13 protein-coding genes are annotated in these 17088 nt (G+C 51.1%); 1 reads left to right on the forward strand and 12 read right to left on the reverse strand.

Annotated features, from left to right (window positions below):
• Positions 1-12: 12 nt before the first annotated feature.
• From ACLR2L_RS01120 to ACLR2L_RS01150, 7 genes are all read right to left on the reverse strand, one after another.
• Positions 13-789, reverse strand: a complete 777-nt coding sequence (locus ACLR2L_RS01120) for an IclR family transcriptional regulator (protein ID WP_140957882.1) — start codon at positions 787-789, stop codon at positions 13-15.
• 56 nt (positions 790-845) lie between these two features.
• Positions 846-1694, reverse strand: a complete 849-nt coding sequence (gene kduI, locus ACLR2L_RS01125; protein ID WP_413364973.1) for a 5-dehydro-4-deoxy-D-glucuronate isomerase — start codon at positions 1692-1694, stop codon at positions 846-848.
• A 21-nt stretch (positions 1695-1715) separates the two neighbouring features.
• Positions 1716-2480, reverse strand: coding sequence for a 2-dehydro-3-deoxy-D-gluconate 5-dehydrogenase KduD (gene kduD, locus ACLR2L_RS01130; protein ID WP_413364975.1), 765 nt, complete (start codon positions 2478-2480; stop codon positions 1716-1718).
• Positions 2481-2602: 122 nt separating this feature from the next.
• Complete coding sequence (locus ACLR2L_RS01135) at positions 2603-4003, reverse strand: oligogalacturonate lyase family protein (protein WP_413364977.1); 1401 nt, start codon at positions 4001-4003, stop codon at positions 2603-2605.
• A 1-nt stretch (position 4004) separates the two neighbouring features.
• Positions 4005-5501 (reverse strand): MFS transporter, encoded by a 1497-nt coding sequence (locus tag ACLR2L_RS01140; RefSeq protein ID WP_413364979.1) that lies wholly within the window; start codon positions 5499-5501, stop codon positions 4005-4007.
• Between the two features lie 23 nt (positions 5502-5524).
• Positions 5525-6631 (reverse strand): glycoside hydrolase family 88/105 protein, encoded by a 1107-nt coding sequence (locus ACLR2L_RS01145; protein ID WP_413364981.1) that lies wholly within the window; start codon positions 6629-6631, stop codon positions 5525-5527.
• 314 nt (positions 6632-6945) lie between these two features.
• The gene (locus tag ACLR2L_RS01150) at positions 6946-9666 is read right to left on the reverse strand and encodes a hypothetical protein (protein WP_413364983.1); all 2721 of its coding nucleotides are present in this window, start codon (positions 9664-9666) and stop codon (positions 6946-6948) included.
• Positions 9667-9889: 223 nt separating this feature from the next.
• On the opposite strand from ACLR2L_RS01150, the gene ACLR2L_RS01155 reads away from it, so the two are divergent.
• On the forward strand, positions 9890-10657 hold the full coding sequence (locus ACLR2L_RS01155; RefSeq protein ID WP_413364985.1) for a DUF1961 family protein: 768 nt from the start codon (positions 9890-9892) through the stop codon (positions 10655-10657).
• Here ACLR2L_RS01155 and ACLR2L_RS01160 read toward each other — a convergent pair.
• The 5 genes from ACLR2L_RS01160 to ACLR2L_RS01180 form a co-directional block, all read right to left on the reverse strand.
• Positions 10644-10979, reverse strand: coding sequence for a hypothetical protein (locus ACLR2L_RS01160; protein WP_413364987.1), 336 nt, complete (start codon positions 10977-10979; stop codon positions 10644-10646). The genes ACLR2L_RS01155 and ACLR2L_RS01160 overlap by 14 nt on opposite strands.
• A 212-nt stretch (positions 10980-11191) precedes the next feature.
• Entirely contained in the window at positions 11192-11317 is a 126-nt protein-coding gene (locus ACLR2L_RS01165; protein WP_413364989.1) for a hypothetical protein, read from the reverse strand.
• Between the two features lie 64 nt (positions 11318-11381).
• Positions 11382-11696: an L-rhamnose mutarotase gene (gene rhaM / locus ACLR2L_RS01170; protein WP_140957889.1), complete on the reverse strand. Its 315-nt coding sequence runs from the start codon at positions 11694-11696 to the stop codon at positions 11382-11384.
• 2 nt (positions 11697-11698) lie between these two features.
• Positions 11699-13834: a beta-galactosidase gene (locus ACLR2L_RS01175; RefSeq protein WP_413364991.1), complete on the reverse strand. Its 2136-nt coding sequence runs from the start codon at positions 13832-13834 to the stop codon at positions 11699-11701.
• Positions 13835-13928: 94 nt separating this feature from the next.
• Positions 13929-16931, reverse strand: a complete 3003-nt coding sequence (locus ACLR2L_RS01180; protein ID WP_413364993.1) for a TonB-dependent receptor — start codon at positions 16929-16931, stop codon at positions 13929-13931.
• Positions 16932-17088: the final 157 nt, after the last annotated feature.

A 17088-nucleotide genomic window follows, 5' to 3' on the forward strand; every position in this document is an offset into this window, starting at 1 on the left:
AACGGGTTCCGGTTAAGCTTTTAAGCGACTTTCTTTGAGCTGATAAGTATCGCGATAGATGCCGCGAGCGGCTTCTTTGGCAAACTCAGCCACCACCGGTATTTGCGATTTAGGGAAGGTCACCGCCGGCGCAGTTACACCAACCGACGCTACTACCACGCCGCGGTTATCGCGCACCGGTACCGCCAGACAACGCACGTCTTTATTGTATTCTCGCTCGTCTACCGCATAACCTAATGCTTCCACGCGCTTCAACTCTTCGCGTAGCTGATCGATATCCGTAATGGTGTATTCGGTGTGCTTCTCCATGGGGTGTTCTTTCAGGATGAGCTCAAGATTGTCGTAATACAGGAACGCCAGGAACACTTTGCCACCCGCCGAGCAATGCAATTGAGCCTGCACGCCAGGACGTTTGGACACCATGAGAGGATTAGGACTGTCTACTACTTCTACAATTAAGATACTGCCATTGTTGGGTACAGCAAGGTGAGCAGTATGACCACTTTTCAGCGCCAAACGCTGAATGTGGGGGATCGCAAGCTGGTGCATGCGATCAGAATTAATAATGTGTAACCCCAGTTTCATGAGATCAGTACCGCAGTAGTAACGCTTACCACGCTTTTCCAGCATTTGTTCGTTACACAGGGTTCGCAGCAACCTGAAAAGCGTTGTACGCGGTAAATCCAGTGCCACTTCCAGGTCATGCATTGTCATTCCGTTTTCGCTGTTGGCCAGCAAGCGGAAAATCTGACAAGCATGGTTAACACTCGGTATCAGATAACGTTCCATAATCACTTCCAGGGTTACACAATTGTTAATATTGTATTATTTTTAATGTGCTATTACTATCGCAATTCATTCGGCGGGAAGCTATCCATATCGCCGTAATCCAGGTTTTCCCCGGCCATTCCCCAAATAAATGCGTAGTTAGATGTGCCCGCACCACAGTGAATTGACCAGGGTGGTGACAGTACTGCTTGCTCGTTTTGAACAAAGATATGACGGGTTTCCTGAGGCTCACCCATAAAGTGACACACTGCCTGACCGTCGGCTACATCAAAGTAAAAGTATACTTCATTACGGCGATCGTGCTGGTGCGCAGGCATGGTGTTCCACACACTGCCAGGCTTCAGACGGGTTAACCCCATTTGCAACTGACAGGTTTCCACTACCGTGTTAATCATTAGCTGGTGAATATCACGTTCGTTCGACGTTGCCTGACTGCCCAGGTGAAGTACCTTCGCATCTTGCTTGCCAATTTTCTTGTTGGTAAACGCATGGTGAGCCGGTGCTGAGTTCAGGTAGAACTTGGCGGGCTTAGCCGGCTCATTGGAGTAAAACGTGACTGACTTGTTGCCTTTTGCCAGATACAGCGCTTCTTCTGCAGCCAGTGCGTATTCTTCGCCGTCAGCCACAACCGTCCCGTCGCCACCCACGTTAATAATGCCTAACTCGCGGCGATCCAGAAAATGCTCTGATTTCAGTGCATCCAGTGTTTCCAGTGCCAGCGGGCTGTCGGTAGGTACGGCGCTGCCTACCATGAAACGCTCGTAGTGACTGTAAATCCAGTACACTTTGCCCGGCTGCATGAGTTTATCGGCCAGAAAGGTATCGCGAAGTTCAGTGGTGTCGTAGCCTTTTACTTCGCGCTGTCCCACTGCATACCTGACTTCGTACTCAGTTTTGTTTGACATAATGTCGGTTCCTCAAATGGTTTATCGGGCCAAAAAGCCGCCGTCTACGGCGAGAATATGACCATTGATGTAATTACTTGCACTGCTAGCCAGGAATACAGCAGCCCCTTGCAGATCGGCAGTCTCGCCCCAACGAGCCGCCGGAATTCGCTTCAGAATCTCCGTGCTGCGTTCAGGGTCGTCCTGCAGAGCCTGGGTGTTGTCGGTTCGGATATAGCCCGGCGCAATCGCGTTAACCTGCACATTGTGCTGCCCCCACTCATTCGCCAATGCCTTGGTGAGTCCTGCTACCGCGTGTTTGCTCGCTGTGTAGGCTGGCACCGTAATGCCGCCACTGTAGCTCAGCATAGATGCAATATTGATGATCTTTCCTTGCTGGCGCGCAACCATGGATTTGCCAATTTGCTGGCATAAAATAAAGGTCGCATCCAGATTTACCTGCAATACGTTTTGCCAGGCTTCCAGTGGGTAATCAACGGCCGGACTGCGGTATATCGTGCCGCCATTGTTCACCAAAATATCAATCTCACCATAGACCGCTTGTGCCTGTTCAGCCAGGGCAATCACTGCGTTGGCATCTGACAAATCTGCCGCCAACTCGGTTGCAGTGCCACCTGCCTGCTCAATCTTACTTACCGTTTCCTGGCATCCCCCAATACGGCTGGCTGCGCATATTACTTTGGCGCCGGCAGCCGCCAACCCCATCGCCAATGCCTGTCCAATACCCCGGCTGGCTCCTGTTACCAGGGCTACCTTGTCGACTAAACCAAAGTCTGGCTTACTCATTGATGCACACTCCTTTCTATACCGTATTGTGAGTGGTGATAGTGTGGTCGCTGCTCCAAATGTGAAGCAAGAAAACCGTTATTGAACACGCCAAAACCAGCAATTATGTTCAAATGTGAAACTTATTCTGACGCGGCAACCTCTACCGCGTAGACATGCACCGGACCGTGCATGTTCGAGCGGAATACCACCCATTTGCCATCTGGTGTAAATGTTACGTTGGGTTCCAGCCGATAGTCGTGTTGCTGCATGTTAACCAGCCGCTCGGCTTTGAGTACCGCGGGCTTAATCAGCTCTGCTGCATTGGGTGCGCTAATGCCTGCCACATCGTTGATCGGCTCATCGCGAAACAGATAAATCCATTTGCCATCTTCTGCGCGGGCCACCATTTCATGGTCGCCACCGTCACCGGCAAACACGCTGCCGTCCGGCGAAATATTAAAATGTACCGACCAATAATCCCGTGGCATATGCCGCCATACGCGCTCGCCGGTGTTCAGGTTGTAGCTTGCCAGCCAGAACACTTCACCACGCGGGGTTTGCAGGTCGTAGAAAATCCTCTCACCACTGGCATCAAAAAACTCATGCCCGGCAATTTCCATATTCATACTGCGATGATGGACCTTTTGCTGACCTGTTCCATCTGCGCGTATCGTCCAAACGCGATCAACCTTGTGCCATGGGCCTTCATGGCAGTACATGATTTGCTCGGGATCATTGGGTGAAAACTGAATGTGGTTAAGCCAGTCAGTGGCTTTCAGCAAGGTTTTCTGCTCACCGGTTGCAATATTAAAGGTGAACATTTCCATGGGAATACGGGCTTCCAGGCGCTCATTGATCCGCACTTCCTTGGCGTCGGCAAACGTAAGGGGTTTGCCATCGGGTCCAAGCGCTTCGTAACGCGCCTCAAATCGGCTGTCGCGCGGGCCCGCTTCCATGTTGTAGGCGTGTTCGGCAAACGCGCCAATTAACAGGGTTTCATTGCTGTTAATCGAGTGAATTTTACCTCTGGGAATGGCGCCCAGTTCCGTTACCTCACCGGTATCCAAACTCACGCGCAGCAATTGTGTTGGCTGTTGTAACTCATTGCCAGGGTGCACCATTTCGCCGTTTTGACGGGCAATTTGAGTAAGGTATACGCTGCGGGATTGTTTACCCACGAACAAAATGCCGGCATCCGGGTGTTCGTAAATGCGTTTTACCGACAGGTCGGTTAAATCTACCACTGCCACACCGCGTGGGTTATCCACCGAGATCACCATTTTATCGCCTTCGGCGGTATAGGCGTTCTGATGGAAGTACAGTGAACGCGAGCCTGGCTCCTCCGACAATCGCACGATGCGATGCCCGGTATCGGGATCCACCCAGTCTTTAGGAACGGCCGCTGGTTGACTGTCCTGTGCGACCTTCTCGGCGGCCACCGGGGAAGTAACCGCGCTCTCGGTGGCTGGCTGACAACCCGCCAGTGCCATGCCTGCAACAAGTATGGCTAACAATGAGTACTTCATGCGTGGAGAGTTCATGTTAACGGCCCACCGGGTTTTTGCCCCATAGCTGGTCGTAAGACCAACCGGACAGATCTTCAACAATGGCTTTATGTTCAGCTGAAGCTGGCGTTTGCTGACCGTCTTTGAAGCGCTCAATTTCCGCCATCAGCACTTCATGGGTTTCTTTGCTTAACCTGAACTTAGTAGACACATAAAAGCCGAATAACAACACCACTAATGGCCCGGCTACCAGCATCACCATTATGGTAGTAATTGCCTGTGGATCCTGTACATCTGCTCCGGAAACAAAGCCGCCGGCCTCAAGAATGATACCCACCGACATCACCGCAACCGCTTGTGTGGCCTTGCGAATAAAGGTCATCACACCGGCAAAGCTGCCTTCACGGCGTCGTGCTGTAACGATCTGGTCGACATCCGCCATATAGTTATAAGTATTCCAGGGAATATAATTGAGCGCACCGCGACCAAGCCCGGCTACAATCACGCCGACGGCCAACCATAGCGCACTGAAGGTTTCGGTGGTCAGGTACAAGGTAAGCAGCGCAATGATGCCCGCAATGTAAAGTAAAATCGCAATGCGGTATGTTGGCGCGGGGCCAAAGCGCATAACCAGCGGAATAGCACAAGCAACCGCAACCAGTTGTGCAACATAGGTGATCGCCATCATTTCAGACGCTATTACCACTGAGCCGCCAATAGCGAACACCACAAAGTAAGTGAATACCGCGTTGAACACGTCCTGGCTGATATAGCCGCCTAAGTACATCCCCAGATGCAGGCGGAACGCGCGAATACGCAGCGTAGACGACAAGTTTTTAAACAGGGTTTTCAGGGTGCCAGCCACTGTCCAGTTGTCGTCTCGCTTTACTTCTTCTTCGCTGAGTTCGCTGATATCGCGTTCCCAGGTAAAGTACCAAACGGCGAACACCACCAGCATAAATACCGCAGAGAAAATAGAGCCCATGATCAGGAAGGTTTCAGCAGACTCTTTGCCACCCACAGCACTCACGATCCAACTAGGTAGAATACCGGCAAAAATTGCCGAGATTTGACCGGTCAGAATACGCGCACCGGCCAGTTTGGCTTTCTGCTTGTAGTCATCGGTCATTTCTGCGGCCAGCGTTTCGTAAGGAATAATAACCGACGCGTACACCAGTTCGAAGAACACGTAAGTGACCAGGTAATACCAGTATTCCTGCCCACTTACCCACATCAGCGCAAAGCTGGGCAGCAATGGGATAGAGCCAATCAAAAACACCCGGCGACGACCGAAGTTGCGGCCAATTCTGGTGCTGCCCAGGCCATCGGAGATGTGTCCAATCAATGGACTGGCAACCGCATCCAGAATACGAGCAATCGCGAAAATCGACGCAGCCTGTACTGCCGACAAGCCGCAAAACGTGGTGTAGAAAAATAAAATCCACCCACTGATCACAGCCATAGAGCCTGCGCCAAGAATATCATTCAGGCCATAGGCTACGTAGTTTACCGGTTTAAGCTGACGTCGGGTCATGACTGCTCCTCCCTGATCGGTCTTTAAATGTAGGCGTTCATGAATTCAACCAGGGCGAGGATCGCCATGGACTGACCATACGGCATGGAAGTCAGCGGTATGTCGCGATAGCCTTGCAGATCATCAAACACTGGCGTACCAAACGATACCTGCTGTAGTTCGCCGGTTTCATCGATGTTTTCCAATACTGCTTTAATGGCTTTAATCGCGCATGGTGCGTATTCGTCGCTGATATAACCTTTGCGAACTGCTTTTAAAATGCCATACGCAAAGCCCGCAGCAGCCGATGCCTCAAGATACGAATCCGGATCGTCCAGCAGGGTATGCCACAAGCCACCTTGATCCTGAGTTTTCACCAGCGCCTTTATCTGGGCTTCCAGAGTTTCAATCAGGAACATGCGCAAGCCATCGGTTTCTGGCAGATCCAGCAATTCGATGAATTCAGGAATGGCGATAGTGACCCAGCAATTTCCACGCGCCCACAAGGCGTCGGCGAAGTTGTGACGGCCATCAAATGTCCAACCGTGAAACCACAGGCCAGTTTTGCGATCGGCCAGGTATTTGATGTGCAGCATAAACTGACGCTTCGCCTCTTCCACATAGTGCGGGCGGTCCAGCAACAAGCCAATTTTTGCCAGAGGCAGCACACTCATCATGAGCGTGTCATCCCACATTTGCTGATAGTTCTCAGAGTTAAATACGATGTGCTGAATGCCGTTTTCTTCGGTACGCGGAATACCGTCCATGATCCACTCGGCCCATACGTCCAGGTACGGCAGATAGCTGCGGTTACCGCTGCGTTCCTGCATATAAGCCAGGGTTAGAAACGGTGACATGGTGTTCACGTTTTTGGTAGGTGTACCCGCTGCGAAACGATTTTTAAACCAGTCTTCAATGATGTCACGGGCTTTGTCGTCACCGGTAATATCCCAGTACTTCAGCAAGCCGTACAACCCCACGCCGTGGGTCCACTCCCAGTCGTTCCAGCCCTTGGTGTCGATTACCCGTCCGTCGTCCAGTTTTAGCAGGAATTCGCCGGTTTCATCGGTAATGTTTACCAGGTTGTCGATGAGTTTATCGATACTTTGGCGAACAGTTGCATAGGCAATATCATGAGCAATTGCGGGCATAGTGGATCCTTTACCTTACAAAAAGTTAATGCATACTCAAAGTACTGTCGGAAAAGAGAGAATAAGCGACAGGTACTCCAAATGTTTCAAATAGGGTGAATCGGTTTCATCGTTTCACTGTACACGAATTCACATATTGTTAACGTCGTTTAACGTTTTTGTTTCATATGCGAAATTCTTTTTCAGCACTGAACTTTCAGGCTGATTTTTAACGCTGTATCCCAGTGTGCTCCCGATGAGGAGCAGGTTTGCCACAGGCAAACTGCCGGTAGGGGCAGCGCCTGCAGCGGGCACTTTGTTAGCGGGTAAGTGAGTTACTCCAGCGCATTACCAACCAGGGCTAAATTCTGAATGGCTGCCAAGCCCCATTGCGACGCGTCGTTGGTGGAAATCCACGGCGCTTCATCGATGGGGTTGAGCACGTTTGGCCCTTCAACGTGAGTAGTCTGCAATTGACTGGACAACCCGTTTAACCCCGCGAATTCCTGTTTCGCGTCAAACTCTTTCCAGGCCCGTTTTGCCAGTTGCACGTCACCGTTGTGATAGGCGGTATAGGCGGTTAACCGGGAATGGGCAGCTTTGAGGTTGGGGCGCTTGGCAATACCCAGTGCAGCTTTCTGCGTTTCCTCATCGGCATTGTACAATCTGCCGTACTCCATCCAGGCTTGCTTATAGGCTGGAATATCAATGAGTTGATTTAGCTCGGCATTCATTTCTACCAAGCCAAATACTGAACTCAGATGAGAGATTGACGGTTCGTCCAGTTCATAGGGCAGCAAGGTTTGTGTCGCCGTGTCGTAGCCAAACGCGCCGGCAAAGAACCCCAGCGGATGCTCGCCAATAACGGTCATGGCGTTTACCAGGCGGTCGCGGTATTGCTTATCACCGGTGCGCTCCCAGGCGGTTAGCCAGTTAGCGGCAGTAGAGCCCCAATCGGTACCCACGCCAATTTTTGCCATTCCCGGCAACGGATTTTCGCGTGCTACTTTGCGGGTTGGGTTTAATACGCCCAATGCCTGGTCGGCATTGATCACTTCATTCAGTACATCGCCGGTTCGGTCGTCGCCCGTAATGTAATAGTGGAAGCGGCGGTAAGCAGCGGTGCTGATCCGCATTTGCTTGGCGCTGCACCCCCAGTGCTGCACGTTATGGCGGGTTCCCAGACCTTTAAATTTACCGGCGTGATAAATATCCACATCGCGGTTGTGGCGGGTCATGTTTTCTGCCAAATGGAACGTTGTTGGGTCGCCGGTGCGCAAGAAGGAATACCACAACCAGAGATCAGGCGATAATTCGGAATTGTCCCAGGCGTAGCCGCCTATGTCGTAGCGCCACACATGCCGGTCGGTATCATACGTGTGCATGACGTCGCCGAAATTCCAGAACCCATACCAGTGACGCTGGTCAACCTGGGAACAGTAATACTTCACCTGAAAGTCCAGGCGATCCTCAATGGCTGATTTAGCGGGCGAGGAGCGATCGGGCAGGGTCCACAAACCACCAAACACACCGGCGGCCAAGTAGTCCTGTGGTGCCGCCACCACCTGGGGTGCCTGACTGATATAGCGCGCCATTGCAACGGTTTGCTCGCGGGATGGCGTGGTATTCATAATACCCAGCGTAAAGTCGGTGGTACGAGCCACCCCATATGCGGAACCAAATCCCGGCTCGTAATCTTCATAAATGATATTGAGTGCATCCAGCTGTTTGTCGTAGGTGTCCTGCCCCATGCCGTCGTGATAAAAACGCACGTCCATCGCCGGTGCTTCGGGAGACCAGAACCACAGGGTGGCTTCTGCCAGATCTGAGCCCGCGTTGCGCACATCTACCTGTACCGGATGAAGCTGCCAGAAATCCCGCATACCAAATAGTACACCGCCCGACGTGCCACCCACATAGGTTGCCCCATTGGCGCGTTGCCCTTGATCGGAATCGATCCAGCCGTGTCCAGGCTGTGTACGTTTGCGAATAGCAAACCCGTTTGCCGATAACTGCGACAAGGTAAAATCGTTCCACACAGGGATATAGTGCAGCCGGCTGCTAACCCGCTCATCCCATTCACTGAGTGCTGGGGTGGCTACACCGGCAATCTGTGCGTCGCGCACTGTCTGCCCCGGATCGCGGCGCAGACCGGTAATGCCTTTCACACCCTCACCCCACAGGCCATCGTTCTGACCTACAAACCGGATGTGGCGATTGTACAGTTCATCGCGCTGTACCACGTTAAAGCGCAATCCCAATCCGCGGATAAAGTCTTTCTGATCATCGCCATCGTAAATAAACGTATGACTGATTTTTACCGTTTCCGCCCCTGCATACGCGTAGATTCGAAGCGCAAAGGGCAGCCAGTTGCGGCCCGCACCGGTTGTATGCTTGCCTTCAATTTTGATAACAGATCGCACCGGTCCTTGTTGTTCTACCGTTACCGAATCAATGGAAGAGGTAAATGCGGTAACGTTAGCAGGGGATTCTGGCGTATTGTCGGGTGCATCCTGCACTAATCCCACCAATCGCGCTGCACGACCAATAACTTTACCCTCGCGATGCATTTCGCTGATGATGTCCTGGCCGGAAGTTGCAATGTGCAAACTGATTACACCGGTATTCACTACCACTTTTCCTGAGTGCTTCGTTATGCTTACGGCAGCTTTGGGGCTCACAGGTTTGCCTGCAATTATGGCAAATCGTTCACCCGGCTGACTGCCTGCAGGAATAGCATGAGCGGTCCATTTTATGCTGCCATCCGGCCAGTACGCGGTGGGCCAACTTTGCAGAGGTACAGGAGTGCCCTGCTCGCTGATCAGCGTTAGCGTCTGACCTTTTCTTAATGCGCCTTGCGCCCAGGGATGCCCCCAGGTGGCACCGCCCTGATAATCCGGCGCATTGCCATCTACCCAACTCAGGGTACCGGGCTCGCGTTTAATGGGAGAAAGAGGTTTACCTATTCCTGATGTTACTGCACAGCCTGTGGCCGATAGTGCCAGCGGCAAAGACGCCGCCATACCACTTTGCTTCAAAAAGGCACGTCTATCCATAATGATTCTCCCACTGCTGATTGTTCAATTCTAATCGCCTCAACACGACTTGATGATTGCTTTGATGAACGAAGCTGAGCGACTTTTTAAATATTTGTTAATTTATGATTAATTTGTACCATAAAAGAATCAAACAGCGGTATTTCTGGCGAAATAAATTGGTTTGATTGATTCAGATTTGAAACTGACTCACAGTGCAGAAAAAATAACGGGAACCGATTTTATGAAGTCATGTATTCGCTACCTGCAACCGCTTGTTGTGCTAACACTTTTATTAACCGGCTGTCAGTTGCTGCCGTCAACATCACCCAGTAGTACCTTGGCCGAAAAAGGCCCGTTGCTGTACAGCAATCCACTTAGTCAGGCCAGCGATGTAGCAGACTGGGTAATGGAAGGACCTGGAAACGTTGAGTTTAATCATGGCTGGATGCGCATGTATTCACCCAATCAGGCTATGCATCACGTATTTTGGGCACCGGTGCAGTTGCCAGACAGTTTTGTTGCAGAATGGCAGGCGCAGTCGCTGAATAGCGAAGCCGGGCTGGTTATTGTCTTCTTTGCTGCAAAAGGCGTTAACGGCGAAAGCATCTTTGATCCGTCACTGCCAGAAAGAGATGGCACCTTTACTCAATATACCGAAGGGGCCATTCGCAGTTATCATATCTCTTATTATGCCAATGCCGCCCACAATCCGGATCGCGGCCATGCAAACCTCAGAAAGAACAATACCTTTAGCTTGCTTCAACAGGGAGAGGTAGGCATTCCAACGCATTCAAATCAGGTACATCAGATCCGCCTGATTAAGCAACAGGCACACATCAGGTTGTACGTGGATAACCGCCTGGTGATCGACTACACAGACAATCAGCCCGTGGTAGACGGTGTGAATACAGGCCCGGCGTTAACCAATGGCGCGCTGGGATTCAGACAAATGCAATGGACTGACTTTCAATACCGGGCACTACAGATATGGGCAATCAAAGGCGCTTGATCAAGGCCTGGTAGGCGACGTTGTCCTGCTGCTTTAATCGCTTCAGGTCGGCTTCAATTTTATCGGCCAGGGTGTGTTGTTTTATGGTATTGATGTCATCGGCCATCTTTCTTAGCGATGCAACAGCATTACCCGGCTCACCCTCTGCCTGTTCCAGCACAGCCTGAGTGATTTTGCCCAGCTGCTTGCCATAACTGGCAACCTGGGTCACCACGGCTTTCTCAATGGCAGAGTCACCTGCCAGATTAATTGTGTACTGCGGGGAGAACCAGGTTGTGGTTGGAGAGAAGTCATATGCCAATCTGCATAGAGGATTGTCCAATCAGAGTGAGTCAAATCGACTTAGATCACGACGCGGTTACTGCGGCATAGCCATTCTATGTCCAGTTGCCGCAACACAGAGCTAAGTCGATTTGGCCACTCCCTTTGGGCGAAGCCCTGAGGGCAAACCGACAGGCTTTCTGTCGTTGATAAATGGCTTGATTTAGACGCACTCAACCTGCGCAAATAAGCCTGACGATTAAACCTGTCGGCTTACCGTAAGGGGTTGCTGATTGGGTAATCTTCTATGCGGATTGGTATTACGTCACCGCTAAGCGGCCAGTGCCAGATAATCGGATTAAACGGATTAAACGAGAAAGGATTAGTTAAACTTTTCATGCGCCACACTCCTAATGATTTAGCTTATGAGTGCAGCGCAGATTGATTGTTATTTGTACAACCATTATGCCAAATGAAACACCTTGGTTAGCGGCTGTACTACCGGGCTGTTGTCTGGGTTGTGCGCCATAATATCACCCATGTAGGCCCACCATTTTTGCATTATCGCCGTAGCAGGCAAGTCATCCATGGTGTGATTGTCTTTACGCCACAGCACAGCAAAAAGCTGTAAGGTGTTGGGGTGCAAGAAAATTGAGTAGTCTTCTATACCCGCCTTTTTTAATTCATCCACCAGCTCAGGCCAGATTTCGTCGTGTCGCTTTTCGTATTCGGCTTCACAGCCTGGGTTTAATTGCATCACAAATGCGATTTTTTCCATGTTCAGATCCCTTTTACCTGAATAACGTGTTGTGTATAACCGTCGAGTGTTAGCGTGTTGCCCAGCGGTTTACCTGTGAGCAAATCGGTGGCGCTTGCTGGTAATGCAACACTGCGAGTATCTGCCAGCATATTCAGCACAATCCAAATGCGTTGGCCGCGCTTATTGGTGCGCGGCACAATTACCACGCCTGCGGCCACGTCGGCTAGCGGGTTAACGCCTACTTCGCTGGCATAATGCCTGATAAGCGCGTTGAGCATAGTGTCTTTGTGCTCACCGTATGGCATGGCTCCCAGCAGTACCAGTTTGCCTTTGCCAATATTGCGCTCGGTAGCGAACGCCAGCCCTTTGCCTCGGCCTTGGGTAAGTGTGCCAATAACCTGGGTACCTTCACGCGCAATCATGGCGGCACACCAGCCGCTTAATTCGCTGCTGACACCCAGTAACTCCCCGGTGGCCCCTGTACCGGTCAGGGGCATTACGTATTGGGTGGTTACGCCCGCCAGTTTTTCCAGCAGGCCTAAACCCGCATCGGTAGGGACAGTATGCTCTTTACCACGCGTTCCGGTAACCGGTCCGGCTATCCATACCCCGCCTTGCTCCATGAAGTCTTTAGCCCGCAGCAGAAATGCATCGCTAACATAGGGCATGGCGGGTGTAATAAGCAGTTTCAATCCATCCAATGCTGCATTTTCAAAACGTACTTCGCGATGGTAGCCCAAATCCAATACGTGTTTGTGCCACATTTCAATGACGCCACGGTATCGCGTTGGGAAGCCATTGCGTTTGTCGAGCCCTTCCGTTTCCAGCATGGCTCTGGCGTGATCTGAATAGGTAATAGCGATTGGCGGTGTTTCCAGCGTTGTGTCGAGTATTACCGGCTCCAAACGGGCTTTTACCGCCGCCACTTTCTTCACTTCCTCATAACCAATGGAAGGCGTATTCCATGCACTTTTAACAGCGCTGTGTGGCAACTCCGCGCCGGTGCGCTGCTGACGCCACAACCAGTAACAAAACCCTTCGCCACCTAACGCATAAATCAAACTGGCCTCGGCCGCTAAAAAGCCTTCCGGGTGCATGGGCTGATGATTGCCCAGCCAGCCGTTGTGTGCCACGCTGGTTTCCATTAGCCAGAAGGGTTTGCCCGGAATGGCGGCGCGATACAAATCTGAGCGGAACGCCAGTGTAGCCCACTGATCGGCACTGGGATACGCGTCGTAAGAGGCAAAGTCCTGTGCGCGCATGGCGCGTTCGTGGTGAATATTAAATGCCGGATTGTCGTTGTGGGTAATCGGCATATCAGAGTATTTGCGGATAGATTGGCGCTGAGCCACCATAAAGTCGGCGACACTTTCCCGGCAAAACAGTTTATATGCGGTAATGAGTGACGCATTGTGCAAAAACGGCGTAGTTACCGAGGCGGGCACTTGCTCAAATGACGTGTAATACTGGCTCCAGATGTGTGTGCCCCAGGCCTTATTCAGTGCATCAATAGTGGTAAATCGCTTTGCCAGCCAGGTGTGCCAGTTGGCAATGGCAGCGTCGCTGTAGTCCTCGCTCACGTGCGCTTTCATTTCATTGTCGAGCTGCCAGGCAATTAACGCCGGATGGCGGCCTAACTCACGAGACATATGCTCAATGATGTTAGAGCAAGCTGCGCGCACATCGGGATGTTCATAGCTGGCATGCTGACGCGCGCCATGGCTCATGATTTCGCCTTTATCGTTTTTATGGCAGCGTTCCGGGTGCCCGTGCGTCAGCCATACCGGTGGCGTTGCGGTAGGTGTACACAGTACCACCTGAATACCCGCCGCATGCATTTTGTCCATCACGTTTTTAAACAGCGAAAAATCCAGTTGGCCTGGCTCAGGCTCCATAGTCGACCAGGCAAACTCAGCCATGCGTACCACATTGATACCCAACGACTGCATTTCGGCAATATCGGCGTCTACGTCGGCATCAGGCCAAAGCTCTGGATAATAAGCGACACCGTGGATGAGTTTATTGTGACGATAATAAGGCGTGGATTGCGTGCTGCGAACCGTGCCTGCAAGGCTGGCTATGGGAAGGCAGGCAACACTGAGTGCTGCACTTTTACCAGCAAGAGAAAAGAGTCCTCGTCGGGAAATAGATGTCATGCAAGGTTCCTATCAAAAACAAAAGGGGTGCTATTAACAGCACCCCTGCATATTGAACTGTGCTGGCGGCTTAACCGCCAGCTCAGGTACGCTGTTAGAACTGATAAATCACGCCCACTGAGTACTCACGGCCAGACCATTGCAGGTCAGACAGACGACGTGGACCAGCGGTGTAAGCTTTGACTTCACCTGTCAGGTTGCGGCCATCTACGTAAGCACGGAAGTTTTCGGTGATGTTGTAGATAAACTTGGCATCCAGGTAGCCTGAGTCTTCAACAAATACCGGGTTACCAGAACGGTCAGCCGCCGCTACCAGATACTCATCGCGGTAGTTGTAAGCCATACGGAAGCTCCAGTTATCGGTTTCGTAGAAAGCAGTCAGGTTGTAACTGTTTTCAGACTGAGACGGGAACGGCAGCTCTTTACCCGTTAATGAGTTGAACAAACCAACATCATCTGCACTCATGCGAGTGTAGTTAATGGCACCCCCCAACCCGTTAAAGGGTTCTGGCAGGAAACTGAACACGGTAGACGCCTGTAGCTCGATACCCTTAGTGGTAACGCCCGAACCATTTACTTTCTGGCGCACATCGAAGTTACGGCCGTCGTTAAAGAAATCAACGTCGAAGCGGGTTTCTGCATCAATTACCCAACTGGTGATGTCTTTAATAAAGTAGGCACCAGAAATAATGGAGTTTTCATCCGGGTACCAGTTCAGCGCTACGTCAAACTGCTTGGCACGGTATGGCTTAAGTGCCGGGTTACCCGCTGTACAGTAATCGCGTAAATCATCCAGTTCTTTCCGGGAATTGCGATAAAGAGTACAGTTTGCATTCACGTTCAGGTCGGTAATTTTAGGACGCGACATTACCTTTGCAGTACCCACATACAACACCAGCTCATCTTCAATAATCGCCAGGTTCATGTTCAGGCTGGGCAGGAAGTCACTGTATTCCTCTTCAACGGTTTTACGACCGTTAAACGCATCAGGATGATCCGGATCTTCAATACCAGAGAGCGGCTCACCGGTTACCGGGTCGAGTAATACGTTACCGTCTTCATCTACCTGATCCACAATAATGCGTTCAATTACGTCACCATTCGCCGCAGTTTGCGTTTCAACATAACGAGCACCAACGTTACCCCATAAGCGCATACCCGCCAGCTCGGTTTCAAAGTTGGCTTGCAGGTAAACGGCCTGTGTATCTACTGATACGTCGTAATTACCAGAACGCACATTCAGATCTTCACGGCTGGTAAAGTCGTTTGCGACGGCCTGGATTGCCTCAATAAACGGATAGGTGTTAATCGCCTGATAAGTACCAATGGTATTTACGCCCAGACTATAGCCATCGAACAACTGTGGCGACTGGAAGGTATTGCCGGTGATCAGCGCAATCTGGTCGTCCAAGGTCCACTGCATGCTTTCGCCGGTTTCCGGGTTGGTATACGAACGGCCTACATCGCGAATAATGTTGTATTCGAAGTTAGCATTGGCATAGCTTTGTTCACGCAACTGGCCACCAAAGCGGATCAGCGTAATTAAATCGGAATCCGGAATATAGGTGAAGTCCAGTTTCGCCATGGTTTCGTCAGACTCATCCGTAACAGGCGCATATTTATAACGGGCGCGTGAACGGTAGCTGGCCGGATCGTTTACATCAAACTTATCTGAGGTGTCAGTAGGATCGCTGGCATTCACAAAATAGCCCGTGTTGAAATCCCACTCAGGCATACCCTGCGCATTCAGGTCTACCTGCACGCCGGCAACTCCATTCGCGGTAACATGGGTATCTTTAGAATCGATGTCCTGATCGGAGCGGGAGTGTGCCAGTAAGCCTTCCACGCGCCAGCCTGCCATATCAAACTCGAAACCCGTTTCGAACATTTCGGTGGTTTGATCCCACGCGAATTGCAGCGTGCGGTTAGTAACCGTTGCCGCCGCAGATTCAAAATAGGTAACGTTATGCTGGTCGTCTACGATTACCGAATCTGCCTTTACGCGCCCCGCTGATTGAGTTTCCAGATGCAGGTTTAGATCCAGCGCTTCTTTGTCACGCGTGTTATAGGTATATCCACCATGCACTTGCAGGTTGTCGTTAATGCGATACTGAATAACCGCGTTAGCACTTAAGCGCTCTTCTTCACGTCCCCAAATACCATAACGCGGCAAAAGTGGCGAGAAGTCCCACCATTGTTGTTCACAGGCGGCCTGGTTATCTGTATCAGCACACGCGGCTTTGTCGGTTACGTCGGCATATGCAGCGTTAGTTGAAGTTTTTTCCGGTGAATTGTCGTAATCGGCGAAACGCGCCCATTCAGTGTTACGAATGGCGTGGATCATGGTGTTTTTAGTGGATTTGGTTACGTTCAGCAACACACCCAAATCGTCGTCAAATTTATACACGCCTGTAACGTTAAATTTGTTACTAGGGTCATCGATCAGGTCGTTAAACTGGCCTTCTGCGGTGGCAGACAGGAAGTTTTCTTTAAATTCATTCGGCTTACGGGTGTTTACCTGCACCGTACCACCGATACCACCTTCAGTTAAGCGGGCTTCAGAACCTTTGATAACGTCGAGCGACTTGATCAGCTCGGCCGCCATGTCGCGGAAGTCAACTGCACGGCTACCGCCAAAACCCTGTGCCGTTACGTTGTTTACTTCAACTCGCAACAGTCCTGGCTCCACACCACGAATACTGATTTGCTGACCTTCGCCAAAATCGCGGTCAAGCTGCACGCCAGGAATACGCTGCAGCGCTTCACCCACGTTTTTATCGGGGAACATACCAATGTCTTCTGCTACCAGTGAATCGGTAATAGTGCCTGCCATTTTTTTGCGATCCAGCGCACTGCGCTGACTAAACCGAATACCTTTTACTTCAATTACCTCGGTTGTTTCGTCGGCATTTTCTGTCTGTTCAGCAGACTGGGCAGCGGGCTGAGTTGCCGATGCTGCTTCTTGTGCCCAAACAGGCGCAGTGGCGAAACAGGCGCCGGTAAGCAGGATGGTAGAAATGCTGCTGGCGATCAGTTTACGCGTCGCAGGCAATGTACCTTGCGTGTGTGTGTTGTTGCGTTCCATGACGTTTTTCATTGTGACCTCGTTCTCTATTCAAAGACTGGTTTTCACCAACCCGAGTAAACATATTTTTAATCTTTTGTTTACATCTGTGTTGCATGCTAGTGACTGGGGCCGTATTGCGTCAACACGAAAACCATCAAATTCAGTCACGATTCAGCACCTATAACCA

Source organism: Alteromonas sp. AMM-1 (assembly GCF_047290655.1).
GTDB lineage: Bacteria > Pseudomonadota > Gammaproteobacteria > Enterobacterales > Alteromonadaceae > Alteromonas > Alteromonas mangrovi.